20 protein-coding genes are annotated in these 23,057 nt (G+C 64.2%); 13 read left to right on the forward strand and 7 right to left on the reverse strand.

The annotated features are described in order from the left end of the window. Positions 1-35 precede the first annotated feature (35 nt). A complete protein-coding gene (locus tag ABY44_RS11540) occupies positions 36-1,568 on the reverse strand; it encodes a sensor domain-containing diguanylate cyclase (RefSeq protein ID WP_060173068.1) in 1,533 nt (510 codons plus the stop codon). Positions 1,569-2,168: 600 nt separating this feature from the next. On the opposite strand from ABY44_RS11540, the gene ABY44_RS11545 reads away from it, so the two are divergent. From ABY44_RS11545 to ABY44_RS11585, 9 genes are all read left to right on the forward strand, one after another. Continuing rightward, complete coding sequence (locus tag ABY44_RS11545; RefSeq protein WP_027790938.1) at positions 2,169-3,704, forward strand: amino acid permease; 1,536 nt, start codon at positions 2,169-2,171, stop codon at positions 3,702-3,704. Between the two features lie 264 nt (positions 3,705-3,968). Continuing rightward, positions 3,969-4,214, forward strand: coding sequence for a DUF3717 domain-containing protein (locus ABY44_RS11550; protein WP_042973317.1), 246 nt, complete (start codon positions 3,969-3,971; stop codon positions 4,212-4,214). A gap of 185 nt (positions 4,215-4,399) precedes the next feature. After that, complete coding sequence (locus tag ABY44_RS11555; protein ID WP_021157347.1) at positions 4,400-5,317, forward strand: LysR family transcriptional regulator; 918 nt, start codon at positions 4,400-4,402, stop codon at positions 5,315-5,317. 109 nt (positions 5,318-5,426) lie between these two features. Beyond that, positions 5,427-6,272, forward strand: coding sequence for an alpha/beta fold hydrolase (locus tag ABY44_RS11560; RefSeq protein WP_060173069.1), 846 nt, complete (start codon positions 5,427-5,429; stop codon positions 6,270-6,272). A gap of 443 nt (positions 6,273-6,715) precedes the next feature. Next, positions 6,716-9,610, forward strand: a complete 2,895-nt coding sequence (locus tag ABY44_RS11565) for a type VI secretion system Vgr family protein (protein WP_081072735.1) — start codon at positions 6,716-6,718, stop codon at positions 9,608-9,610. Beyond that, on the forward strand, positions 9,610-10,170 hold the full coding sequence (locus ABY44_RS11570; protein WP_124534974.1) for an NlpC/P60 family protein: 561 nt from the start codon (positions 9,610-9,612) through the stop codon (positions 10,168-10,170). Before ABY44_RS11565 ends, ABY44_RS11570 begins: the two co-directional genes overlap by 1 nt. Next, on the forward strand, positions 10,167-11,069 hold the full coding sequence (locus ABY44_RS11575; protein ID WP_060173071.1) for a hypothetical protein: 903 nt from the start codon (positions 10,167-10,169) through the stop codon (positions 11,067-11,069). The genes ABY44_RS11570 and ABY44_RS11575 overlap by 4 nt, the downstream gene beginning before the upstream one ends. A gap of 72 nt (positions 11,070-11,141) precedes the next feature. Next, on the forward strand, positions 11,142-11,744 hold the full coding sequence (locus ABY44_RS11580; RefSeq protein ID WP_155637932.1) for a hypothetical protein: 603 nt from the start codon (positions 11,142-11,144) through the stop codon (positions 11,742-11,744). Continuing rightward, the gene (locus tag ABY44_RS11585; protein ID WP_060173072.1) at positions 11,731-12,702 is read left to right on the forward strand and encodes a sialidase family protein; all 972 of its coding nucleotides are present in this window, start codon (positions 11,731-11,733) and stop codon (positions 12,700-12,702) included. The genes ABY44_RS11580 and ABY44_RS11585 overlap by 14 nt, the downstream gene beginning before the upstream one ends. 106 nt (positions 12,703-12,808) lie before the next feature. On the opposite strand, the gene ABY44_RS11590 is transcribed toward ABY44_RS11585, so the two are convergent. Both ABY44_RS11590 and ABY44_RS11595 read right to left on the reverse strand, forming a co-directional pair. After that, positions 12,809-13,162, reverse strand: coding sequence for a hypothetical protein (locus tag ABY44_RS11590; protein WP_431641202.1), 354 nt, complete (start codon positions 13,160-13,162; stop codon positions 12,809-12,811). A 250-nt stretch (positions 13,163-13,412) separates the two neighbouring features. Beyond that, positions 13,413-14,033, reverse strand: a complete 621-nt coding sequence (locus ABY44_RS11595) for a TetR/AcrR family transcriptional regulator (protein ID WP_027790942.1) — start codon at positions 14,031-14,033, stop codon at positions 13,413-13,415. A 94-nt stretch (positions 14,034-14,127) separates the two neighbouring features. Between ABY44_RS11595 and ABY44_RS11600 the strand changes: the two genes are divergently transcribed. After that, entirely contained in the window at positions 14,128-15,369 is a 1,242-nt protein-coding gene (locus ABY44_RS11600; protein ID WP_060173073.1) for a glycosyltransferase, read from the forward strand. A gap of 15 nt (positions 15,370-15,384) precedes the next feature. Here the strand turns inward: ABY44_RS11600 and hutC are convergent, their stop codons facing one another. From hutC to ABY44_RS11620, 4 genes are all read right to left on the reverse strand, one after another. Then, complete coding sequence (hutC, locus tag ABY44_RS11605; RefSeq protein WP_060065241.1) at positions 15,385-16,080, reverse strand: histidine utilization repressor; 696 nt, start codon at positions 16,078-16,080, stop codon at positions 15,385-15,387. A gap of 182 nt (positions 16,081-16,262) precedes the next feature. Further along, positions 16,263-17,390: a porin gene (locus ABY44_RS11610; protein WP_060173074.1), complete on the reverse strand. Its 1,128-nt coding sequence runs from the start codon at positions 17,388-17,390 to the stop codon at positions 16,263-16,265. Positions 17,391-17,534: 144 nt separating this feature from the next. Next, positions 17,535-17,849, reverse strand: coding sequence for a hypothetical protein (locus tag ABY44_RS11615; protein WP_081072736.1), 315 nt, complete (start codon positions 17,847-17,849; stop codon positions 17,535-17,537). A gap of 208 nt (positions 17,850-18,057) precedes the next feature. Then, on the reverse strand, positions 18,058-18,405 hold the full coding sequence (locus ABY44_RS11620) for a hypothetical protein (RefSeq protein ID WP_230948805.1): 348 nt from the start codon (positions 18,403-18,405) through the stop codon (positions 18,058-18,060). Here ABY44_RS11620 and kdpA point away from each other — a divergent pair. From kdpA to kdpB, 3 genes are all read left to right on the forward strand, one after another. Beyond that, positions 18,404-20,107 (forward strand): potassium-transporting ATPase subunit KdpA, encoded by a 1,704-nt coding sequence (gene kdpA, locus ABY44_RS11625; RefSeq protein WP_060173075.1) that lies wholly within the window; start codon positions 18,404-18,406, stop codon positions 20,105-20,107. The two genes, ABY44_RS11620 and kdpA, sit on opposite strands and share 2 nt — an antisense overlap. Before the next feature lie 10 nt (positions 20,108-20,117). Then, the gene (kdpC, locus tag ABY44_RS11630; RefSeq protein WP_027790948.1) at positions 20,118-20,816 is read left to right on the forward strand and encodes a potassium-transporting ATPase subunit KdpC; all 699 of its coding nucleotides are present in this window, start codon (positions 20,118-20,120) and stop codon (positions 20,814-20,816) included. Positions 20,817-20,899: 83 nt separating this feature from the next. Then, positions 20,900-22,924 carry a potassium-transporting ATPase subunit KdpB gene (gene kdpB, locus ABY44_RS11635; RefSeq protein ID WP_060173224.1) on the forward strand — a complete coding sequence of 675 codons (2,025 nt, stop codon included), beginning with the start codon at positions 20,900-20,902 and terminating at the stop codon, positions 22,922-22,924. The last annotated feature ends 133 nt before the right edge of the window (positions 22,925-23,057 follow it).

Here is a 23,057-nt window from a genome sequence, read left to right on the forward strand (position 1 = left end):
GCCGCCGCGCGGCTTCGCGTCACGTCAGCGCGATGTCATGCGTCCGCGATGCCCGGCTGCGCTTCCAGCACGCGGTTGCGTCCGCCGGACTTCGCGCGGTACAGCGCCTCGTCGGCACGCCGCAGCAGCGTCGCGGCGTTCAGGCGGCCGTCGGCGGCGGTCGCCGCGCCGATGCTCGCCGTGACACGCCCGTACGGGCTTTTCACGTGCTCGATGCCGAGCTCCGCGATCGCGCGCCGGATGCCTTCGGCGACGGTCAGCGCGCCTTGCGCATCGGTGTCGGGCAGCGTGACGACGAATTCCTCGCCGCCGTAGCGCGCGACGTGATCGCCGTCGCGACGCAGGCAGCGCGACGCGGTTTGCGCGACGCGCCGCAGCACGTCGTCGCCGGCCGGGTGGCCGTAGTAGTCGTTGAACGCCTTGAAGTGATCGACGTCGACGAACAGCACCGACAGCGGGCGGCCGCTGCGTGACGCACGCTGCGCCTCCTTCGCGAGCACCGTGTCGAACGTGCCGCGGTTGTCGAGGCCCGTCAGCGCATCGGTGTGCGCGAGCCGATACAGCTTCGATTCGGCGACCTGCCGGCGCGTCAGTTCGCGCGACAGCGCCAGCGATCCCCACGCGATGAACCCGGTGAACAGGCACATCAGCACGACGGTCCAGATCGCGCGGTGGTGCCACGACGCGTAGATGTCGACCTCGGCGGGTGCGACGTCGACGATCAGCGGCAGGCCGGCGAGATGCTTGTAAACATAGACGCGCCGCACGCCGTCGATGCTGCCGACGCCCGACAGCACGCCTTCCCGCCTGCGCAGCGCCTCGATGAACAGCGGCGACCTGCGCAGGTCGATGCCGACCACGCGCGCGTCGTAGGGCAGGCGGCTCACGAGCGTGCCGTTGAGCTCGGCGATTGCCGCGCTGCCGTGCTTGCCGACCGCGAGGCCGTCGAGCAGCGCGCGGAAGTAGTCGATGCTGAGCGTGCCGACGACGATGCCGCCGAACGAGCCGTCGGGCAGCGTGATCCGGCGGCTGAGCGCGATCGTCAGCGCGCCGCCGCGCAGCCGGGATGCGTACGGCCGGCTGATATAGAGGCCCTGCGCGATATCGTTGCGGTGCACGGTGAAATAGTCTCGATCCGCAAAGTTGCCTTGCCGCGCGGGCGACGCGCTCGAATCGATCACGATATTGCCGTGCGCATCCATCACGAACAGCGACCCGAGATATTCGCCGGTGGCGGCGCGGTCGAACAGCAGCCGATGGCGCTGGCGGGGCGGCAATGTCGTCAGTTCCGGATCGGCCACGCCGTCGAGGACGTTCTGCAGCGACAAATCGTAGAGCTCGATATTGCGCGCGATATCGCGTTCGATCAGCAGCATCAGGTTGCGTGCATTTTCGACCGCATGGTCATATGCATCACGCCGCGCCTCGATTAAAAGCGCCGTGGAAAGCCCCCAGCTGAACATCAGCAGCAAAATCCCCGCAACGAGTACGCCGCGGGGCGACAGAATGCGTGCCACGATCGACGCCGTATGGCGGCGCAGCGTGGCGGGCAGCGTGAATGACTTCATCCTCGAGGGTGGCGGGCGGCGGATTTCGCGTCGTTGGCGATTCCGCTCGCTGTTGATTTCGAATCGGGCCGCATTATCTCGCGAATTCCAGACATTCGTGTGCGCATGCAAAACATGCATGCCGGGGCGGTGATTCAAAACGGTTACGCATCGTTACCGCTTTAGGTGCGAGTGATTTGATTTGAATCAATTGCCGATACCGGTCATTTTGTCTGAATAATCCCGTGATTACCCGGCGATTATGTATGCCGGCGTGGTAGCTGGCGGATTGCGACAAGCCAATGGAGAAACTCCGTGGCAGCGGAAAACCGGATGACCACCCGGAACGCATGGTTTTTTGCGCCGGCGCGCGGCGGCGGCCCGGCCTGACCCGGTCGCGACGCGGCCAACCCCTTGATTCTGTGAAATCTCCGGAGCGGCCGCGGGCGGCGGCACCCGAGCTGTCCCCGTGACGAATCAGGTAGAATCCGCGCTTCGCCGCAGGCGCCCGCCGCGCAACGCGTATCGGGGCCGCATCGAATGCATCGCAGGACGCGCCCCGCGCTCCGATTCCGCATGCGCCGGCTACGGATGCCGGCCCGCTCAACGTTCGTCTCGTTTATGTCCGCACTTCCGAAATCCGACCAACCCGGTTCGTCCGCGAACCCACCCAAGCTTCATCGCGCGCTGAAGGCGCGCCACCTGACGATGATCGCCATCGGCGGCTCGATCGGCACGGGCCTGTTCGTCGCGTCCGGCGCGTCGATCTCGCAGGCCGGCCCCGGCGGCGCGATGGTCGCGTACATGCTGATCGGCCTGATGGTCTACTTCCTGATGACGAGCCTCGGCGAAATGGCCGCGTTCATGCCGGTGTCGGGCTCGTTCGCGACCTACGGCGCGAAATACGTGGACGAGGGCTTCGGTTTCGCGCTCGGCTGGAACTACTGGTACAACTGGGCTGTGACGATCGCGGTGGAGCTCGTCGCCGCGCAGCTCGTGATGCATTACTGGTTTCCGGACGTCCCGGGCGTGTGGTGGAGCGCGGCGTTCCTCGGCGTGATGTTCCTGCTCAACGCGCTGACCGTGCGCGGCTTCGGCGAGGCCGAATACTGGTTCGCGCTGATCAAGGTCGTCACCGTGGTCGCGTTCATCGGCGTCGGCCTGCTGATGATCTTCGGCATTCTGAAGGGCGCGCCGGGCAACGGCTGGGGCAACCTGACGATCGGCGACGCCCCGTTCGCGGGCGGCCTGCCGGCGTTGATGGGCGTCGCGATGATCGCCGGCTTCTCGTTCCAGGGCACCGAGCTGATCGGCGTCGCGGCCGGCGAATCGGAAAACCCGCGCACGACGATCCCGCGCGCGGTGCGCCAGGTGTTCTGGCGGATCCTGCTGTTCTACGTGTTCGCGATCTTCGTGATCGGCGTGCTGATTCCCTATACCGACCCGAACCTGCTCAAGACGGACGTGACCGACATCGGCGTGAGCCCGTTCACGCTCGTGTTCCGCCACGCGGGCCTCGCATTCGCGGCCGGCGTGATGAACGCGGTGATCCTGACGGCCGTGCTGTCGGCCGGCAACTCGGGCATGTACGCGTCCACGCGGATGCTCTACAACCTCGCGACCGAAGGCCGTGCGCCGAGGATCTTCGCGAAGCTGTCGCGCGGCGGCGTGCCGCGCAACGCGCTGTACGCGACGACGGCCGTCGGCGCGCTGTGCTTCTTCACGTCGCTGTACGGCGACAAGACCGTGTACCTGTGGCTGCTGAACACGTCGGGGATGACGGGCTTCATCGCATGGCTCGGCATCGCGGTCAGCCACTACCGGTTCCGCAAGGGGTACGTGAAGCAGGGCTACGCGCTCGACCAGCTGCCGTACCAGTCGAAGTGGTTCCCGTTCGGCCCGCTGTTCGCATTCGTGCTGTGCCTCGTGATCGCGCTCGGGCAGGACTATCAGGCGTTCCTCGCGAACCGGATCGACTGGGCCGGCGTGGCCGCGACCTATATCGGCATTCCGCTGTTCCTCGTCGTGTGGCTCGGCTTCCGGTTCCTGAAGAAGAGCCGTTTCGTGCGCTACGAGGACATGGAAATCGCGCCGTGGATCGCCGCGAGCCGCGGCGCGCAGCGGCAGCCGGTGGCGAACCGCGAAACCGCGGGCTGACGCGGGCGCGGCGTACAGCCGCTCGGCATGCGACGAAACGGGAAGCCGCGCGCTTCCCGTTTTTTTTGCCCGGCTTTTGCCTGCACGGGGTCAAAGCCGGTTATATTGCCCGACCCTACCGGGCCACGGCCCGGCCGGCGCGAGGCGCGCAGCGCGGATCGGCATCCGGCGCGCGCGCGGTGCGGCGGCCGGCGAGATGCCCGGCGTTTTCATCGTTCCATCGGGGCCGATACGGCCCGCGGAGCGCGCAACCCAGAGGAATCCATGAGCGCATCACCCGCCGAGCGGAAGGCCGGACCCGTTTCCATCGTGCGAATCGAAGCCGCGATCAACGCGTGGCGCGAAGTGTACCCGCCGGCGCCTGACGGCGAGGACGGCTACGCGCTCGACGCCGGCAGCAATTGCCTCGCGGAGCTGTACGGCACGATGATCTGCTACCAGCTGCCGGACGTGCCGCTCGACTCGCTGAGCGACGCGCAGCGCGACGCGCTCTACGCGACCGAGGTGTGACGGACGGCGCGTGACGCCGCCGTGCCGCGGCGCCGATCAGGCAACGGGAAGCTCGCGGGCTTCCCGTTTTGCTTTGGGCGGCACGGCGCCGGGGCCGCGCGTGGCGGATTGCGCCGCCTGCGGTATCGTGACGACATCGTCCGGCCAGGGTTGACCGCCGGATCGCTGTCCGGGAGACATCGAACATGGAGTTGAGACACCTCCGCTACTTCGTCGCGGTTGCCGAAGAGCGGAATTTCACGCGGGCGGCCGAACGGCTGCATATCGCGCAGCCGCCGCTGAGCCGGCAGATCCAGCAGCTCGAGGAAGCGCTCGGCGTGCCGCTGTTCGAGCGCAACGCGCGGCCGCTGAAGCTGACCGACGCGGGGCGCTTCTTCTATTCGCACGCGGTGCAGCTGCTCGCACAGACGACCGAGCTCGAATCGATGACGAAGCGGGTCGGCAAGATCGAACGCAGCATGTCGGTCGGCTTCGTCGGCTCGACGCTGTACGGAATGCTGCCGAAGATCATCCGGCGCTTTCGCAGCGAGTATCCGGCCGTCGAGCTGAGCCTGCACGAGATGTCGACGATGGACCAGATCAAGGCGCTGAAGGAAGGGCGCATCGACGTCGGGTTCGGACGCATCCGCCACGAGGACCCGAGCGTGCGGCGCGTCGTGCTGCGCGAGGAGCGGATGATCGTCGCGTTGCCGGTCGGCCATGTGCTCGACAGCGCGAAGCCCGTGCTGTCGCTGCACGATCTCGTGAACGACACGCTGATCATCTTTCCGAAGGCGCCGCGCCCGAGCTATGCGGACCAGGTGCTCGCGGCCTTTCACGATCGCGCGCTGCAGCCGCGCAAGATCTACGAGACGCGCGAACTGCAGATCGCGCTCGGTCTCGTCGCGATGGGCGAGGGCGTGTCGGTGGTGCCGCACAGCGTGTACGGGCTGAAGCGCGACGACATCAGCTACAAGCCGCTCGACGATCCGAACCTCGTGTCGCCGATCATCATGAGCATGCGGATGCTCGACGAATCGGAGGACATCCGCGCGATGCAGGCGCTGATCTACCGGCTGTACGACGAGGCGCAGATGGAGTATCTGCCGCCGCAGCCCGAATGAACGCGCGGGCGGTGGGGGCTTGCTTGACGCTGGGCGCGGGCGCGGGCCAACATCGCCGGATCCGGCAAGGCCGCCGAGGTGCGGCCGCTTTCATGCAGACGACAGGCACATGACCGACATTCCGATCGAGGAGACAACCGTCGAGACGCCGCAAGGGCGCCTCTTTGCGAAACGCTGGCGCGGCGGCCCGGCGCAACGGGCAGCGGGTGCGCCCGAGCCGGCCGCCTCCGAGCCGGCCGCACCTAAGCCGGCCGCACCGATCGTGCTGCTGCACGATTCGCTCGGCTGCGTCGACCTGTGGCGCGACTTCCCCGCGCAGCTCTCGAGCGCCACGCAGCGCGACGTGATCGCCTACGACCGCCTCGGTTTCGGCCGTTCGGATCGGCACCCGGGGAAGCTCGGCACGACGTTCGTGCGCGACGAGGCCGATCATGCATTCGCGGCATTGCTCGACCAACTCGATATCGATGCGTTCGTCGCGTTAGGGCACAGCGTCGGCGGCGGGATGGCGGTCGGGTGTGCCGCCGCCTATCCGGCGCGTTGCCGTGCGCTCGTGACGATCGCCGCGCAGGCGTTCGTCGAGGATCGCACGCTGGCCGGCATTCGCGACGCGGGGCAGCAGTTCGACGAGCCGGGCCAGCTCGACCGACTCGCGCGCTATCACGGCAACAAGGCCGAATGGGTGCTGCGCGCGTGGGTCGACACGTGGCTGTCGCCCGCGTTTCGCCACTGGAGTCTCGACGACGATCTGCCGCGCGTGCAATGCGCGACGCTCGCGATTCACGGCGAAGACGACGAATACGGATCCGACGTGCATCCGAAGCGGATCGCCGCGCGCGTCGCGGGGCCGTCGTCGTATCTGTTGCTCGGCCGATGCGGGCACATGCCGCACCGCGAGCGGACCGACGACGTGCTCGACGCGGTGAAGGATTTCCTGATGCGGCATGGGGTGTGAGCGCAGGATGGTCGTGCGATGAGTTGTTGATCCGCCGTTCTGGCCTGAAAACTGAGGAATCGTTCGCGCCTGCGCAGCGTATATTGACCCGCGCGAGACCGACGAGGGGGACTGCATAAGACGACAACCATCGGGTTGAAACAAGAAATGGCGACCTCACGGACGCCGAGTTGAGTATGTGACCGCACTGTGTCGGTATTTTTTCTGAATCGATATTGAGCGGATGGTGTTTTTACCTGGCTGTGAGCAGTTAGGGCTAGATCTCTAATGGAAATGGGCCGGAGATGTCGCTCGAGCGTTTCTTTAAGAATCAACATGTAGTAAATTCCCAGTCTTTCCGGGGTGGTTCTGTGGCGGCACGTGAGGTCGGGGAACCATTTGTTCGCAGCAAAGTGCGGGCATGGGCGCGGGCGTATCCAATAAGAATGTCGAACGAGTGACGCATGAACATGATCGAACTGGCACAGGCCATTCGCGGTGGCCTGATTCAGCAAGACCGGCTGCTGAAATCTGAAATTCCGAGTCTACCCAGCAATACGTTATTACCCCGCAGGGCGGTTACCCATGTCGAATTAGGCCGGGATTTCGCCGTCGAGCTTGACATGGTATCAACGGCTGGCGACATCGAACTGAAGACGCTTATCGCACAACAGATGACGTTGTGGATTCAGCAAGAGGACAAATCTTATCTGCCGATCAACGGCTATATCCATACGGCCCGCCGATTGGGCGCCGATGGCGGCTTGACTGCCTATCAGTTGAGTTTCGCGTCGTGGATGCATTTCCTGAAGTTCCGCAGTGATATGCGGCATTGGCAGGACAAACCGGTCGACGAGATCGTCACGGATGTGTTCAACGCGCATCCTCAGGCGCAAGGGCAATTCCAGTTCGTGTTGTCCAAGCCGCTGCCATCGCGCTCATATTGCCGGCAAAGCGAAACGGACTGGAATTTTGTGCATCGGCTGCTGGAGTCCGAGGGGTTGTACGGCTTCTGGCGACAGGCGAACGACGGCAAGTCGCATACGTTCGTGATCGTCGACGATATCCACAATCTGGACAAGATGTTGCCGGAGACCGTGCGGTTCTACCGCTCAGGCGCGAATAGCGAGGCCAACGCGTTCACCCAGTGGTCCGGATCGCGCACGCTGCAAAGCGTGACCTACACGACCCGAACATTCGACTACAAGGCCCCCGCGTCGTCGTTCAGCCCGAAAGGCACGTCGTTGCCGTCGCGGCTGGATCAAGGGGACTTGCCCAGCCAGCTCGAGATCTATTCGTACACGGGCGCGTACACCTATTCGGATCAGGATCGTGGCGATCATTTGACCCAAATCCATCTTGAAGAATGGGAATCGCGCGCAAAGCGCTTCCATGGCGCGGGCGGTGTCCGTGGAATTGATGCCGGGCTTCGTTTCCGTCTGGAGAATCACCCCGAGCACGACAGCGATTCGGAGAGCCAACGGGAATTCGTTGCGATCAAGGTTTCCCGGTATATCGAGAATAATCTGCCGCTTTCCGAACAAGAAAAGAACTTCCCGCATAGCCTGAAGGGGCGGGTCGATGAAGCCATGGCCGGCTACTCGGGCGACGCGTCGCTCACGATTCGCCATTCCGACGGCAGCGAAGGTTTCTTCCTGGTACAGGTCGAAGCGCAGCGTGTCACGGTCCCGTACCGCAGTCCGTTTGAGCACACGAAGCCGGTGATGCATCTGGAGACGGCGATGGTGGTTGGACCAAAGGGTGAAGAGGTTTATACGGATGCGCTCAACCGAATCAAGATCCAGTTCATTTGGGATCGTCTCAACCCTGGCGACGAGAAGGCCTCTTGCTGGGTGCGCGTTGCGCAATCGGATACGGGCGGAGGGTACGGCGGTATTCACGTTCCGCGTGTCGGCGAAGAGGTCATCGTAGGGCATGTCGGGGGGGACTGTGATCGCCCAATTGTTTTGCATCGCGTATTCAATGGCGCCGTCCGGCCTCAGTGGCACAGCAACGGCATTCTGTCGGGTTACCGGACTAAGGAATACGCCGGGACCGGCTTTAACGAACTAGCGTTGGACGACGCTACTGGACAAAACCGTGTTCGGCTGATGAGCAGCACCGGCAACAGCCTGTTGCATCTCGGGTACCTAGTTGAGCAGAGCGGCAATATGCGCGGCTCGTATCTCGGCAGCGGCTTTGACTTGAAGACGGACCATTACGGTGCTGTGCGAGCGAATCGTGGGCTTTACGTGAGCACGCACTCGAAGGAAATGAGCAGCCAGGCATTGGATGCAGGCGAATCGCGAGGACAACTCGTGAACGCCGAGAGTCTGATGGAGACTTTATCGGATGCCAGTGTCCAGGCTCGCGCGGAAGGCACGAAAGAGGGATATGGTGCGCTCAAGGCCTTCAGTGCTGCGATGGAGCAGAATACCGCCGGCGCTTCGACGGGCGGTCGAACTGCGGGTGGCGGAATGGGCAATGCAAATGGATTCTCGAAGCCGATATTGCTGATGGCGAGCCCGGCGGGCATTGCGTTGTCCACTCAACAGTCAACGCAAGTTGCAGCAGATCAGCACGTTAACCTCGTCAGCGGCGAAAGTACGCACGTTGTGGCCGGCAAATCCCTGCTTGCGACCATCGGTGAAAAGCTCAGTATCTTTGTTCAGAACGCTGGCATGAAGCTGTTTGCGGCCCACGGGAAGGTGGAACTCCAGGCGCAAGGAAATGCCATGGCACTCGCCGCCCTCAAGGACGTCACAATCACAAGCAGCAATGGAAGAGTAGTGCTGTCAGCTGAAAAGGAGATCTGGGTCGGAGCGGGCGGCTCATACATCAAGATCAGCGGTAGCGGGATCGAAAACGGCACGCCCGGGCAGATCCTGGAGAAGTGTGCATCGTGGGAAAAGACTGGCGCAGCAAGCGCAACGGTGCCCCTGCCCGTCATGCCAATAACGAAGCAGGAATCCGGCGACCAGCACTTTGTGCTTCGATCGCATGACGGTAAGCCAGTCCCGAATCAGAAATACCGAATGTCGATCGGCGATGACGTAATCGAAGGCACGACCGATGCGAGCGGAAAAACGCAAGTCGTGGAAGGCTACGTCGGACAGCCCGTCCACTTTGAAATCGTGGATGACGTCTACGACGAGCATTTCGTCGTGCGAGATGCTTTTGGCGAGCCGATCGCGAACATGCCCTATCAGATACGTGCGGAGGACGGTCGCCTCATCGAGGGCATGACCGATGACGAAGGCAAAACCTCATTGTTTACCAGCGAAAAGATCGTAAAAGTGGATTTGCTCTATAGGCCTGGCAATCATGATGACTATCCCGCAGATACCGGAGTGAACTAATGGATCCAGTTACATTGAGCTCATCCGCGACGAGTGATACGACCATCACAGCGGGCAAGGATTGCACGGCCGGCAGATTCATCACCGAAGATGAAGGTTGGAAGGTCGTGAACGTGGCGGCCACATGGGAAGGTACGCCATATCGCATGGTTGGCGCTGCGTCGGAAAAGTCCGTTCTCGGAGACTGTTCGGGGTCGACGAACAAGATTTATGTGGAGGCCGGATTTCCCTATCCATATCAGACGACTGCGTCATTTGCGGCTTTTGCGCGAACCACGAATCGCTTTCGTAAAATTGATCCGGCGAAACAGAAGTTGCAGGCGGGAGACGTGTTGCTCTGGGATGGCCATATGGCAATCTATGCGCCGTTTACGCCCGACAACCCGAAATATGACGGAAACCTGTACAAGCGCGGGCAGAAAAAGTACAACAACATGTACACTGCGTTCAATGGCCGGACTCACCACCCATACGGGCCGTACAACATCGAAGTATTTCGGAGCGATCCGTACACGGTGTATCGATACTACATCCTACCGTCTGCCGACGATTGCAAATGATGAAGAGTGCGAAGCGATTTTTGATCGGGGCGGTTATGACGATGGCGGCCACATGCACACAGGCCTTCGAGTTCGAAGATGCGGTGCCGCTGACGATCGGCGCGATACAGGGCAACGCCCGGCCATCTGATGTCCAGGTGTCGCTGGATGGGAAAACAGTCACCGTTTCCGCACGATTGAGTAATGAAACGCATGCTTTGGTGAAGAGGGGGTATTACGCATACACACCGCTGTTTCACCGTCTTGGCGCTGGTGAGGAGAATTATGACAAAAGCTTTTCTGATTTGAAGGTGACCTTCGACGGAAAAGCGATTCCGCTCGTCACCGGGCGGCGCGCGTTTTTTCTCGGCAAGGACGTGACCGGCGAGGTAAGGGCGGCAGGCCTGGATCCGCTTCCGAGTGAAGAGAGCGATCTCGCGAAAGTTGCTCGAATTAAACCTCAGTTGGGAATGAAACTGAGCGATGGCCGCGATTGGGAAGGTTTCGTGTCGTACTCCTGGGTCATTCCAGTGCCGGCTCATTCGACGGGCGTATTGACCATCCGCTATCAGGCGCTGCCGCAGTTCAGTCTCGATGAGGTGACGAGTGCGCGTTTTGCCCGTCTCGTCGAGCAGCACTGCGGCGACGTCGCGCAAGTGACACAAAGGTTGTACGCGATGGATGCGGGATCCGGACAGATTCTGGTTCAGCGATACGTGGTGCCCGTTTCCTTCATAAACAGGGCGCCGGTCAAAGTGAGCCTGTCGCAGCCAAGCTCCGACTGGATGGGCGGACGACCGTTGTTGTCGCTCACGTGCGGCTTGACCCCGCGCGACGGTGCGTCGCTTCCTGCAACAGGCCGGATCGACGATTCGGATGCGAATTTATCGATTCTGGTTATTTCGAGCCCGGCCCGTTAACTATCGCTGCAAATCAAAAAATCGTACGACGAACGGCTTACAGTTCTGCAAGTGCATCAGGAGAAACAGGCAATGGCCCAGGCACAAGGAAAGGTCACCCCTAAAAATGATTCGGCAGGCGTTGAGGTCAATATTTGTCAACCCCAATGGATCGATGAGCAAGAAACGTTCAAGATCGCCAACAGTCCTCCGCGTACTGCAAATCTGACGTTCTCTGGGGCAGACCTTAATTACCTGGCCCGGGTGTTGTATGCGGAGTCGAGCGGAGCAGGGATACTGCCCGATGAAAGCGATCGCCGGATTGAGAAAGAGGCTCTGTTGAACGTTTTCTATTTCAGATTGAATCGAAAGGGATATCCAAGAAACGATTACATTGCTAAGACGTTTTCCATGGTTTGCAATGCTACTGGTCAATTTGACTCGTTGCAGCCGAAGCCGAGGCCGAAATTCATTAATTCCGGAAATCCGAAGTATAAGACGTTGGGAAAGAACGAGTGTTCTGATTTGCAGGAATCGATCGACGCAGTGAAGGCTTTCATTGCAGGTGGGCCGAACTCGAAATATATATACGATAACTTCAGATCCCGCTCCTCGCGTCATAGTGGCACGATTATCGGCAACTCAAAGTTTTGGCTTTCGGAATTGGGTAAGGAAGAATCCGATGCAGTGCGCTAAATGGATCAAGACTACGCTCGCTGCAGCCTTGTTTGCATTCGGGGGCGCGGCAAGCGTCGCTGATGCGGCGAATTCAGGCGCAGACAATCCGGTACACAAGCTGGAGATCGGTCGGCTGACGATTTTCCAGAAGTACTCGGAGTACCTGCGGTTCGTCTTGGCTGATGACAGGCAAATCGCCGTGACCGATACGGCGGGCTTCTATTGGCCATTGGTGAGCGCCGACACGCAGGGGCGCTTCTACATCGGCAACAGGGTCATCGATAGCGCCAATGGTCGTGTGGTAAAAACCGACGCAGATCGACGAGCCATCGTCCTCGGCGCTCATTACACCGTGTCTGCTGACGATGTTCATCGTTCGGTGAAGGTCCGGCGTGGTGGGCACGAGTGCGAAGTCAATGTCAGGAAACTGGGCCTTGATCCGGCAGACGGAAGTGCCAGCGAGTTTCTGCGCGGTGTCGTCCGCTTCGTTGATGCGGACGGGCCGCTGGTCGGCCTGGTAACGTTGGGCGGCAATCAGGCCGGCGATACCCGTTATCTTGCCGTCAGTATTTCGCCCGAGACATGCGCCGTAAAATCGACCGATCTCGGCAACCCGGATTATCTGTTTGAACTGGGTTGGACACCGAACGGACATTGGTGGATAACGGGTACGACTGAGGGAACGTTGATCCGTTCCGATGATGGCATCACGTGGGTCACGACCCAATTGCCTGATACGATTTCCCAGGCTGTCAGTGCGTACGTTGCCGATCCGAACCATGTCTGGCTCGCAGCCAATTATGCGCATATGGCGGACAAGGACAATCCCGAGATCGTGTATTCGGAGGATGGTGGCAAGACATGGATGCCGCTCACGTGGCAGAGCAGCTTGATGTCCCGTATCCCGCCATACTGGCTGGAAGGGCAAATGCGTTCTAGAAGCAAGCCTGTCATTAACGAGTCCAAGACTCGCTGACACAAGTCATCGAGCGACGATGCGGGCGGACGGTCGACGTGCTCGCCGCGGTCTGCGAACTCCTGCACCGCTCGGGCGCCTGAGCCCCCGAGCGGGCAGCGGGCATTCAGAACGCGAGCTGGATCGCGAGATCGATCGCCAGCAGCGCAATCGAGAGACCGATCCCGAGGATCACGTTCGGCAGCCGGTGCTCGAAGTCGCGATTGTCGCGGCGCATCGCGGCGCCGAGCAGGAAGATCGCCTCGACGAGGGTCTGCAGTCCGACGAACAGCAGCATCAGCAGATACTCGTAACCCATCTGCTTGAACGCGCCGAACTGCATCCCGTGATCGCGGATCCATTGGCCGACGCGCAGCAGCTCGTAGACGAACAGCAAGGCGGGAAACAGGTAGCTGATGAAATAGGTCGGCGCGGTGGCGTGCCGTAGTTCGAGGTGGAAGTGCTGATGCGTGGTTGCCATCACGAATCCCTCCTTGCAACGCATGATTGCGGTCGCGACGGCCGCGCGACGATGTGCCGATACAGGGATTACCCGAGGCGTCGTGCGCAGCCGTACGTCGCCAGCATACTGCCGCGCGGGAAATTTGGCATGCGATGCATGCGTTCGTCGTAAAAATGCGTATGCGCCGCGCGACTCGGCTATCGCACCGTATTCACCGGAGGCGCCGCACTGGCCGGTTCTGCGTCGCTCGATGCATCACCGGTACCGTTCAGCGTTTCGCTTCCGCGCCTTCGACAAACAGCTTCGCGACCGCCTGGAACTCCCGTTTCAGCGACAGGCCCGGCACGGTCAGCCAGCGCAGCATCGCCGCGAGATACAGGTGATGGAACCACGTCGCGAGCTGGTCGGCCCGCAGCGTGCCGTTCAGTTCGCCTGATTGCTGCCCGGCTGCGATCAGCTGCTGCCACACGAGCGCGATATCGCTGCCGCTCTCGTTGCCGCTTTCCGGTTCGGCCACGCCGATGCTCAGGAAGCGATGGCGCAGATACGCGAGCAGGTACGCGGGATGCTGCTCGCACCACGCGGCCGATGCATCGAGCACGCAGCCGATGCGCGACACGAACGTCTTGCGCCGCGCGACGTCGCGCTGCAGATGGGCGAGATCGCGCGCGAGTTCGCCTTCGAGCCAGTGCGCGAGCACGGCTTCCTTCGTCGCAAAGTGGTTGTACAGCGTGCGCTTCGCGACATCGGCCTGCGCGGCGATCTGCTCCATCGTGACGGCATCGTAACCGTGCGCGTCGAACAGGCGTGCGCCGGTGGCGGCGAGGTGCGCGAGCATCTGGATGCGCTTGCGCGCGCGGCGGCCCGGATCGTCGGTCGGAGTCGGCATGGCGAGGGATCGGATGAAAGTGTACGAATTGCATTAGTATACGACGTGCACTTTTATGAATCCACCTGCCACCGTCGGGTGCAAGGAGTCACGCATGAAACTCGTCATCGCCACCTACGGCACCGAAGGCGACACGCGCCCGCTCGCGGCGCTCGGCCGTGCGCTGATCGATGCCGGCCATGACGTCCGGCTGCTGGCCGACGCAGCAACGCTCGGCTCGGCCGCCATGCTCGGCGTGCCGTCGGCGGCGTTGTCCGGCGATATCCGCCGCGCGATTGCGCCGGAGGGCGCATTGGCCGATGCGGTGCGCGGGCGCGGTGGCTTCAACGACACGTCGAAGGCGCTCGCGGCGATCGCCAATGCGAACACGGCCGCGTGGATGCGGCAGGTTGCGGAGGCATCAGCCGGGTGCGATGCGATCCTCGTGTCGGGGCTCGTATCGTTCGTCGGCTTGTCGGTTGCCGAGTATCGCGGCGTGCCGGCGATCGGCGCCGGCATGATCCCGATTACGCCCACCGTGGCATTCGCATCGCCGTTCCTGCCGCCGGGGAAGGTGCCGCGCTGGCTGAACCGCGCGAGCCACCGGTTCGTGAACGCGCTGCTGTGGCAGGCGTTCAGGAAGTCGACGAACGCGGCGCGAGCGAGCGTGTGCGGGTTGCCGCCGCGCAGGCGGGTGTGGACCGATCATCCGATGCTGTACGGCGTGTCGCCGGCACTGCTGTCGGGCCCGGCCGACTGGCCGTCGCAGGCGCTGGCCTGCGGCCAGTGGCGAATCGATGCACGTGCATGGGAACCGCCGCCTGATCTCGCGGCGTTTCTCGACGCGGGCGATCCTCCCGTGTACATCGGTTTCGGCAGCATGGCCGGCTTCGATCGTGCCGGGATGGCCGATGCACTCGTGCGTGCGCTCGCCGGCCGGCGTGCGCTGTTCCATCCGGGCTGGAGCGGTATCGACGCGTCGATGCTGCCCGCGCACGTTCACGTGATCGGCGATACGCCGCATGACCGGCTGTTCCCGCGTGTGTCGATGGCGATCCATCATGGCGGGTCGGGCACCACGCATTCGGCTGCGCGGGCCGGCATTCCGTCCGTCGTCGTGCCGTTCGCGGGCGATCAGTTCTTCTGGGCGAACCGGCTGCAGCGGCTTGGCGTCGCGGATGCGCCGGTCGCGGGGCGGCGCGTGGACGCCGCCGCGCTTGCGCGGGCCATTGCGTTCGCGGAGCGCGGCGACACGAAGGCGCGCGCAACGGAACTCGGCGCGCGCATCGCACAGGACGAAGGCCTGACGCTGGCCGTCAGTGCGATCGAGCGCTGGGGACGGCCGGGCGCGCGGTGAGCCCGCGTGTCGACGTCAGAAATGCCCGGTGAAGCGATAGCGGCTGCCCGGGTGCCACAGGTTGGCGACCGACGCGACCATCCCTTGCGACCACGTGCGCCGATGCAGCAGCAGGCACGGCTCGCGGTCGTCCATCGTCAGGTGGCGGCGTGTTTCGGCGTCGGGCATCGCGGCCTCGATCCGGTATTCGACGCGCTGCAGCGGCGCGACGCGCGTCAGGTACTGGTTCGGCGTCGTCGTCGTGAAGTCCTGCAATGCGTATTCGGGCGCGCAGGCCGGATTGACCCAGCGTTCCTCGAGCTGCACGGGCGTGTCGTTCTCGAAGTGCAGCACGCGCGAATGGAAGATCGGGCTGCCGGTGTCGAGCTGCAGTTCGTCGGCGAGCTTCGCGTCGGCAACGGCCGCGCCGACCAGCAGCACCTGCGCGCGATAGCCGTGGCCGCGCGCGGCGACTTCGTCCGAGATGCTGCGGATCGCGACGAGCGTCGATTCATACTTCGGCGACGCGACGTACGTGCCGGAGCCGCGCGTGCGCGTGAGCACCTGCTCGGCGGTCAGTTCGCGCAGTGCGCGGTTCACGGTCATCCGCGCGACGTTGAATTCGCGCGCGAGTTCGTTCTCCGACGGCACCTGGTCGCCTTCCGCCCATTCGCCGGCATGAATGCGCGCGAGGATGAAGTCCTTGATTTCCTGATAGATCGGTGTGGTCATGGGATCACGGTTCCAGAGTCGGCGGCGGCCCGCCGCCGAATGCCGATCCGGCGCGCGCCCGGCGCCGAGTGTACCGGTTTCGCGGGCATGCGGGCCCGGATTTCCCGAATGATCCCTGTTCGGCCGGCGCGCGTCCATGCGGGATTGCACAGAGCGGCCGGCCCGCGGCAGTCCGCGCGCGGTCAGAACCGATGCCGGATGCCGACCGTCGCGACTACCTGCGTGCTGGTCGACGAAGCCGCGAGCCCCGTCACGTTCGCGAAGCCGAGCGTCGCGCCCGACGGCACGCCGAACTGGTGCTGGTAGACCGTCTCCGCATACACGTCGGTGCGCTTGCTCAGCGCGTAGTCGGCCATCAGCGTCACCTGGTGCCATTTCGGCCGGTGGCTGCCGGTGGCGTCGTCGTAGCGGCCGTCGGTGAACGTATAGGCGCCCGCGAACGAGACGGCCGGCGTCAGCGTGTAGCGCGCGTTGACTTCGAAGTTGTCGAAGCGCAGCGCGTTCAGCGCGCCGGGCAGCGACGACGCGGCCGTTTCGTCGAACATCGAGTGCGTCCACAGCGCGCCGACCGTCAGCCGGTCGAAGGCGTAGCTGCCGCCCGCGCCCATCACGCGCTGGCGCACGGCCGGGAAGTTCGGGCCGTCGTTCGTCGACAGCGCGCCGCCGGCCGTCAGCCCGCCGCGGTTGAGTTGCAGGTACGCGGCGCCGAGGCTGACCGGCCCGTTCGCATACGACACGCCCGCGCTGTACGCGCGGTTGTTCGCGAAGCCGCCGGCCGCGTTGCTGAACCCGTACAGGCCGCCGAACTGCCAGCCGGCGAGCGTCGGGCTCGTGTATTTCACCGCGTTGTCGATGTAGAACGAATCGTCGATGTTGTCGTTGTCGAACGGATGCGACGCGAGATTGTTGCCGTCGCCGTTGTTCGCCATCGCGAGCGGGCCGAGGTAGTCGACCACGGCATCGTATTGGCGGCCGAGCGTCACCGCACCGTACCGGTCGCTCTGCAGGCCGACGTACGCGCGGCGGCCGAACATCGTGTTCCGGTAGGACTGCGTGCCGTTGTTCAGGTTGAAGCCGTTCTCGAGGCGGAACAGCGCATGCAGGCCGCCGCCGAGATCCTCGTTGCCGCTCAGGCCGAAGACCGTATTCGACAGCAGGCCGCTGCCTTGCTGCCACGCGCTTTTGCCCGACTGGTTGTTCGTATAGGCGATGCCCGCATCCAGCATCCCGTAGAGCGTGACGCTGCTTTGCGCATGCGCGGCGGCGCCGAAGAATGCGAGGGAAAGGGTACCGACGACTGCTTTTTTCATTGCGAGTGCTTCCTGGAAAGGCCCGTCGCGACGGGAACGATGATTCGTCGCGCGTTCGCGCCGGAACACGCGTTCGAATCGATGAATCGTTGAAAAGGGGAGGCGGCGCGTGACGCGTGTCACGCGCGGCCGCGGCGAACGCCGCTAGTGCTGCAACAGGCGGATCGTGCCGAACTCGGCGGCCGGCAGCAGGCGGAGGATCGACAGGATGGCCGGCGATGCCTGCGACCGTGCGACCTCGAGCTCGATGCAGGCGCGCCCGGTGCGCTTGTCGATCGCGGCCGTGTAGAAATTGAGCGCGGCGCCGACCGCCTGGTGCAGCAGGCGCCGCACGACGGCGAGGTTGTCGGATTCGACGCGGATCGACAGCAGCACGCGTTCGTCGGCAGGGTACCGGCGCCGCGAACGAGCGGGCGACAGAGCGCGTGAAGCGGCGATTTCGGTTCTGGTCGGTTTCATGCTGGCACCCCGGTCGCATCGTGCTCCGCACCGCGGAGATCTCGTCTTTGACATGCCGCCCATTCTAGGAATCGCGGTGACGATACGGTGTATAGACTCGCGCGGGCCCTGAAAAGAACGCATAAAAATGCCACGCCGGCCGGCTTTCGTCTTTACGGCTTTTTTATTCCTTGTAAAGAAATTGAACACCGCTTTGATACGCGGATTTCTACACTGTCGCATCCCATTCGCCAGACGAGCATGGGGGCGTCACACGGGCCTGCGCCGGCAAGGCAAGGCCCGCCACGCCGACGATCGCGCGGTGTCGCCGCGCATATGAAAAAAGGGGAAAGCCATGTTGTGGATCACCGGCGCGCTGTCGCTCGCGCTCTTTATCTATCTGTTTCATGCCTTGATCAAACCCGAGCGGTATTGATCGGTGCGATTCAACAGGAATTCGAAAAATATCGGTGGATGTCATGAGCGATCTGCTTTTCATTCTGTTCACGCTCGCGTTCTTTGCCTTGACGGCCGGTTTCATCACCGGCCTTGACCGGATCTGAGCGAGCGTCGACATGTTCAACAATCTCATTCAATTCGCGATCGTTCTCGCGATCATGCTGGCGCTGGTGCCCGTCGTCGGGAAATGGCTCGCGCACGCCTTTACGAGCCCGCGCCACGCGTGGGTCGAACGCCGTACCTATGCGCTGCTCGGCGTGAATCCCGACGAAGCGATGTCGTGGCAGCGCTACGGCATGGTGCTGCTGCTCGGCAATGCCGGGATGATGCTGCTCGGCTATCTGCTGCTGCGCATCCAGGACACGCTGCCGTTCGATGCACTGCAGCGCGCCGCGCAAAGCCCGGACCTCGCGTTCAACACCGCCGCGTCGTTCATCACGAACACGAACTGGCAGGCGTATGCGGGCGAGAGCAGCCTGTCGAACTTTTCGCAGATGGCCGTCATCACGTTCCTGATGGTGGCCAGCGCGGCGACCGGCGTCGCGGCCGCGGGCGGCTTCATCCGCGGGCTGAGCCGCAAGAGCGCGGCGGACATCGGCAATTACTGGGTCGACTTCACGCGCGTGACCTATCGTGTGCTGCTGCCGCTCAGCTTCGCGATGGCGCTCGTGTACGTGTGGCAGGGCATGCCGCAGACGCTCGCGTCCAATGCGTGGGCGACCACGCTCGAAGGCGCGCGCCAGCAGATCGTGACGGGGCCCGTTGCCAGCCTCGAATCGATCAAGCACATCGGCACGAACGGCGGCGGCTTCTTCAGCATGAACGCCGCCCATCCGTTCGAGAACCCGACGCCGCTCACCAACACGCTGCACATGCTGTCGATGCTGCTGATTCCGTCCGCGCTGACATACACGCTCGGCACGATGATCGGCCGGCGCCGCCAGGGCTGGGTGATCCTCGGTGCGTTCGTCGTGATGTTCGTCGGCTTCCTCGCCGTGATCTATTCGGCCGAGCAGCACGGCAATCCGCTCGTGGCCGGGCTCGGCGTCGACCAGCAGATGAGCGCCGCGCAGCCGGGCGGCAACATGGAAGGCAAGGAGATGCGCTTCGGCATCGCGCAGACGAGCCTGTTCGCCACCGTCACGACCGCCGCCACCACCGGCTCGGTCGACGCGATGCACGACTCGCTGACGCCGCTCGGCGGCCTCGTGCCGATCGCGCAGATGATGCTGAACAACGTGTTCGGCGGCGACGGCGTCGGGCTGATCAACCTGTTCACGTTCGCGATCCTCACGGTGTTCCTGGTCGGGATGATGATCGGCCGCACGCCGGAATTCCTCGGCAAGAAGATCGAGGCGCGCGAGATGAAGCTCGTGATGCTCGCGGTGCTCGCGCATCCGTTCAGCATCCTCGGCTTCACCGCGCTGGCCGCGATGCTGCACTCGACGATGGACAGCCTCGCGAACCTCGGCCCGCACGGCTTCAGCGAGGTGCTGTACGCGTACACGTCGGGCACCGCCAACAACGGCTCCGCGTTCGCGGGCCTGAACGCGAACACGCCGTTCTTCAACACGACGATCGGCTTCGCGATGCTGATCGGCCGCTATCTGACGCTGCTGCCGATGCTCGCGGTCGCGGGCAGCCTCGCCGCGAAGAAGAGCGTGCCGGAAAGCGCGGGCACGCTGTCGACGTCGACGGGCCTGTTCGCCGGCCTGCTGGTCTTCGTGATCCTGGTCGTCGGCGGCCTCACGTTCCTGCCCGCGCTCGCGCTCGGCCCGGTCGTCGAGCACCTGCTGATGTCGGGCGGCCAACTGTTCTGAGGAAAACATCATGATGCAAGGCAATCGCCAGGCAGCGGCCGCGGCCGCGCCGGCACCCGGTTCTTCGTTCGGCGCGGCGACGCGCGGCCTCGTGCGGCCCGTGATCGCATCGTCGGTGCTGTTCATGCTCGTCACGGGCATCGCGTATCCGCTGCTCACCACGGGCGTCGCGAACGTGCTGTTCCCGTCGCAGGCGCGCGGCAGTCTCGTGGAGCGCAACGGCACGACGATCGGCTCGACGGTGATCGGGCAGTCCTTCACGCGCGCGGGCTACTTCCACGGGCGGCCAAGCGCGACGACCGGCACCGATCCGGCCGATCCGTCGAAGACGGTCGAACAGCCGTACAACGCGGCCGGCAGCGGCGCCAGCAACCAGGGGGCAACCAGCAGGAAGCTCCTCGCGGATATCGCGCAGCGGGTACGCGCGTACCGGCAGGAGAACGCGCTCGCCGCCGGCACGCCGGTGCCGGCGGATGCCGTGACCGCGTCGGCATCGGGGCTCGATCCCGAGATCTCGGTGGCGAACGCGCGGCTGCAGGCGGCACGCGTCGCGCAGGCGCGCGGCGTCGATGCCGCACAGGTCGCGGCGCTGGTCGAACGCATCGCATCGCCGCGCCAGCTCGGCGTGCTCGGCGAACCGCGCGTGCGCGTGCTCGACCTGAACCTCGCGCTGGATCGCGCATTCGGCCAGGCGGCCGGCGCGAAGTAATGGCAGGAACCACGGAGTCACTCATGTCCCATATCGAAACCCCGATCAATCCGGCGGCGCTCCCGGTCGGCGCCGTGCCGCCGATGCGCCGGACGGCCGTGCTGCGCGAGGCCTTCCGCAAGCTCGCGCCGCGCGTGCAGTTGAAGAATCCCGTGATGTTCGTCGTCTATCTCGGCAGCATCGTCACGACCGTGCTGTGGCTGCAGGCGCTGACCGGCGCGGGCGATGCGCCGGCCGGCTTCATCTTCGCGGTCGCGTGCTGGCTGTGGTTCACCGTGCTGTTCGCGAACGCGGCCGAGGCGCTGGCCGAAGGGCGCGGCAAGGCGCAGGCCGACGCGCTGCGCGCGGCGCGCAAGCGCGTGTATGCGAAGGTGCTCGACGAGCCGAAGCGGTACGGCAGCACCAGCCATCGCGTGCCGAGCGACGAACTCGCCGCCGGCAGCATCGTGCTTGTCGAGGCCGGCGACACGATTCCCGCCGACGGCGAAGTGATCGACGGCGTCGCGTCGGTCGACGAATCGGCGATCACCGGCGAATCCGCGCCCGTGATCCGCGAGTCGGGCGGCGATTTCTCGTCGGTGACGGGCGGCACGCGCGTGCTGTCCGACTGGATCGTCGTGAAGATCACCGCGCAGCCGGGCGAGGCTTTTCTCGACCGGATGATCGCGATGGTCGAGGGCGCGAAGCGCGGCAAGACGCCGAACGAAGTCGCGCTGACGATCCTGCTCGTCGCGCTGACGATCATCTTCCTGCTCGTGTGCGCGACGTTGCTGCCGTTCTCGCAGTTCAGCGTGCTGCTGAACGCGTCGGGTTCGGCGGTGAGCCTGACCGTGCTGATCGCGCTGCTCGTCTGCCTGATCCCGACGACGATCGGCGCGCTGCTGTCGGCGATCGGCATCGCGGGGATGAGCCGCATGATGCGCGCGAACGTGCTCGCGACGTCGGGCCGCGCGATCGAGGCGGCCGGCGACGTCGACGTGCTGCTGCTCGACAAGACCGGCACGATCACGCTCGGCAACCGCGAGGCCGTGCAGTTCCGGCCGGCGCCCGGCGTGGACGAGCGTGCGCTGGCCGAGGCCGCGCAGCTGTCGTCGCTTGCCGACGAGACGCCCGAGGGGCGTTCGATCGTCGCGCTCGCGAAACAGCGGTTCTCGCTGGAGGGCAAGACGATCGACGGCGGTTTTGCCGTGCCGTTTAGCGCACGCACGCGGATGAGCGGCCTCGATATCGGCGGGCGGCAGGTGCGCAAGGGCGCGGCGTCGGCGATCCGCGCGCACGTCGATGCGCTCGGCGGTGCGTTTCCGCAGGCGGTCGAGACGGCCGTCAACGAAATCGCGCGGCGCGGCGGCACGCCGCTCGTCGTCGCCGACGGCGCCCGCGTGCTCGGCGCGATCGAGCTGAAGGACATCGTCAAGCACGGGATCGCCGCGCGCTTCGCCGAGTTGCGCAAGGTCGGCGTGAAGACCGTGATGATCACCGGCGACAACCGGCTCACTGCGGCCGCGATCGCGGCGGAAGCCGGCGTCGACGACTACCTGGCCGAAGCGACGCCCGAGGACAAGCTGCGGCTGATCCGCGAGCACCAGGCAAAGGGCCATCTCGTCGCGATGACGGGCGACGGCACCAACGACGCGCCCGCACTCGCGCAGGCCGACGTGGCCGTCGCGATGCACAGCGGCACGCAGGCGGCGAAGGAGGCGGCCAACATGGTCGACCTCGACAGCAACCCGACGAAGCTGATGCAGGTGGTCGAGGTCGGCAAGCAGATGATCATGACGCGCGGTGCGCTGACCACGTTCAGCGTCGCCAACGATCTCGCGAAGTATTTCGCGATCATCCCGGCCGCGTTCGTCGCGACCTATCCGGCGCTCGGCGCGCTGAACGTGATGGGCCTGCACAGCCCGACGTCGGCGATCCTGTCGGCGGTGATCTTCAATGCGCTGATCATCGTCGCGCTGATCCCGCTCGCGCTGAAGGGCGTGAAGTATCGCGCGGAACCGGCCGGGAAGCTGCTGGGGCGCAACCTGCTGATCTACGGCGTGGGCGGAATCGTCGCACCGTTCATCGGCATCAAGCTGATCGACATGCTGTTGACGCCGTTTATCTGACCGAACGCGCCGTCGCGGCCCCGCTCACGCCTTCGCGGCGTGCGCGGGGCCGTTCGGCGTTTCAATTGCCGGAAGCGATCATGGATGTGAATGTGAACGTGAAGGATGCGAATCGACGGGCAACGAGGCGGCG

The sequence above is a fragment of the Burkholderia sp. ZZQ-2 genome (assembly GCF_050768715.1).
GTDB lineage: Bacteria > Pseudomonadota > Gammaproteobacteria > Burkholderiales > Burkholderiaceae > Burkholderia > Burkholderia cepacia.

Bases quoted from the DNA above. Each gene is read 5' to 3' on its own strand.
- ABY44_RS11540 (WP_060173068.1), bottom strand. From the start codon at position 1,568: ATGAAGTCATTCACGCTGCCCGCCACGCTGCGCCGCCATACGGCGTCG.
- ABY44_RS11545 (WP_027790938.1), top strand. From the start codon at position 2,169: ATGTCCGCACTTCCGAAATCCGACCAACCCGGTTCGTCCGCGAACCCA.
- ABY44_RS11550 (WP_042973317.1), top strand. From the start codon at position 3,969: ATGAGCGCATCACCCGCCGAGCGGAAGGCCGGACCCGTTTCCATCGTG.
- ABY44_RS11555 (WP_021157347.1), top strand. From the start codon at position 4,400: ATGGAGTTGAGACACCTCCGCTACTTCGTCGCGGTTGCCGAAGAGCGG.
- ABY44_RS11560 (WP_060173069.1), top strand. From the start codon at position 5,427: ATGACCGACATTCCGATCGAGGAGACAACCGTCGAGACGCCGCAAGGG.
- ABY44_RS11565 (WP_081072735.1), top strand. From the start codon at position 6,716: ATGAACATGATCGAACTGGCACAGGCCATTCGCGGTGGCCTGATTCAG.
- ABY44_RS11570 (WP_124534974.1), top strand. From the start codon at position 9,610: ATGGATCCAGTTACATTGAGCTCATCCGCGACGAGTGATACGACCATC.
- ABY44_RS11575 (WP_060173071.1), top strand. From the start codon at position 10,167: ATGATGAAGAGTGCGAAGCGATTTTTGATCGGGGCGGTTATGACGATG.
- ABY44_RS11580 (WP_155637932.1), top strand. From the start codon at position 11,142: ATGGCCCAGGCACAAGGAAAGGTCACCCCTAAAAATGATTCGGCAGGC.
- ABY44_RS11585 (WP_060173072.1), top strand. From the start codon at position 11,731: ATGCAGTGCGCTAAATGGATCAAGACTACGCTCGCTGCAGCCTTGTTT.
- ABY44_RS11590 (WP_431641202.1), bottom strand. From the start codon at position 13,162: ATGGCAACCACGCATCAGCACTTCCACCTCGAACTACGGCACGCCACC.
- ABY44_RS11595 (WP_027790942.1), bottom strand. From the start codon at position 14,033: ATGCCGACTCCGACCGACGATCCGGGCCGCCGCGCGCGCAAGCGCATC.
- ABY44_RS11600 (WP_060173073.1), top strand. From the start codon at position 14,128: ATGAAACTCGTCATCGCCACCTACGGCACCGAAGGCGACACGCGCCCG.
- hutC (WP_060065241.1), bottom strand. From the start codon at position 16,080: ATGACCACACCGATCTATCAGGAAATCAAGGACTTCATCCTCGCGCGC.
- ABY44_RS11610 (WP_060173074.1), bottom strand. From the start codon at position 17,390: ATGAAAAAAGCAGTCGTCGGTACCCTTTCCCTCGCATTCTTCGGCGCC.
- ABY44_RS11615 (WP_081072736.1), bottom strand. From the start codon at position 17,849: ATGAAACCGACCAGAACCGAAATCGCCGCTTCACGCGCTCTGTCGCCC.
- kdpA (WP_060173075.1), top strand. From the start codon at position 18,404: ATGTTCAACAATCTCATTCAATTCGCGATCGTTCTCGCGATCATGCTG.
- ABY44_RS11620 (WP_230948805.1), bottom strand. From the start codon at position 18,405: ATGTCGACGCTCGCTCAGATCCGGTCAAGGCCGGTGATGAAACCGGCC.
- kdpC (WP_027790948.1), top strand. From the start codon at position 20,118: ATGATGCAAGGCAATCGCCAGGCAGCGGCCGCGGCCGCGCCGGCACCC.
- kdpB (WP_060173224.1), top strand. From the start codon at position 20,900: ATGCGCCGGACGGCCGTGCTGCGCGAGGCCTTCCGCAAGCTCGCGCCG.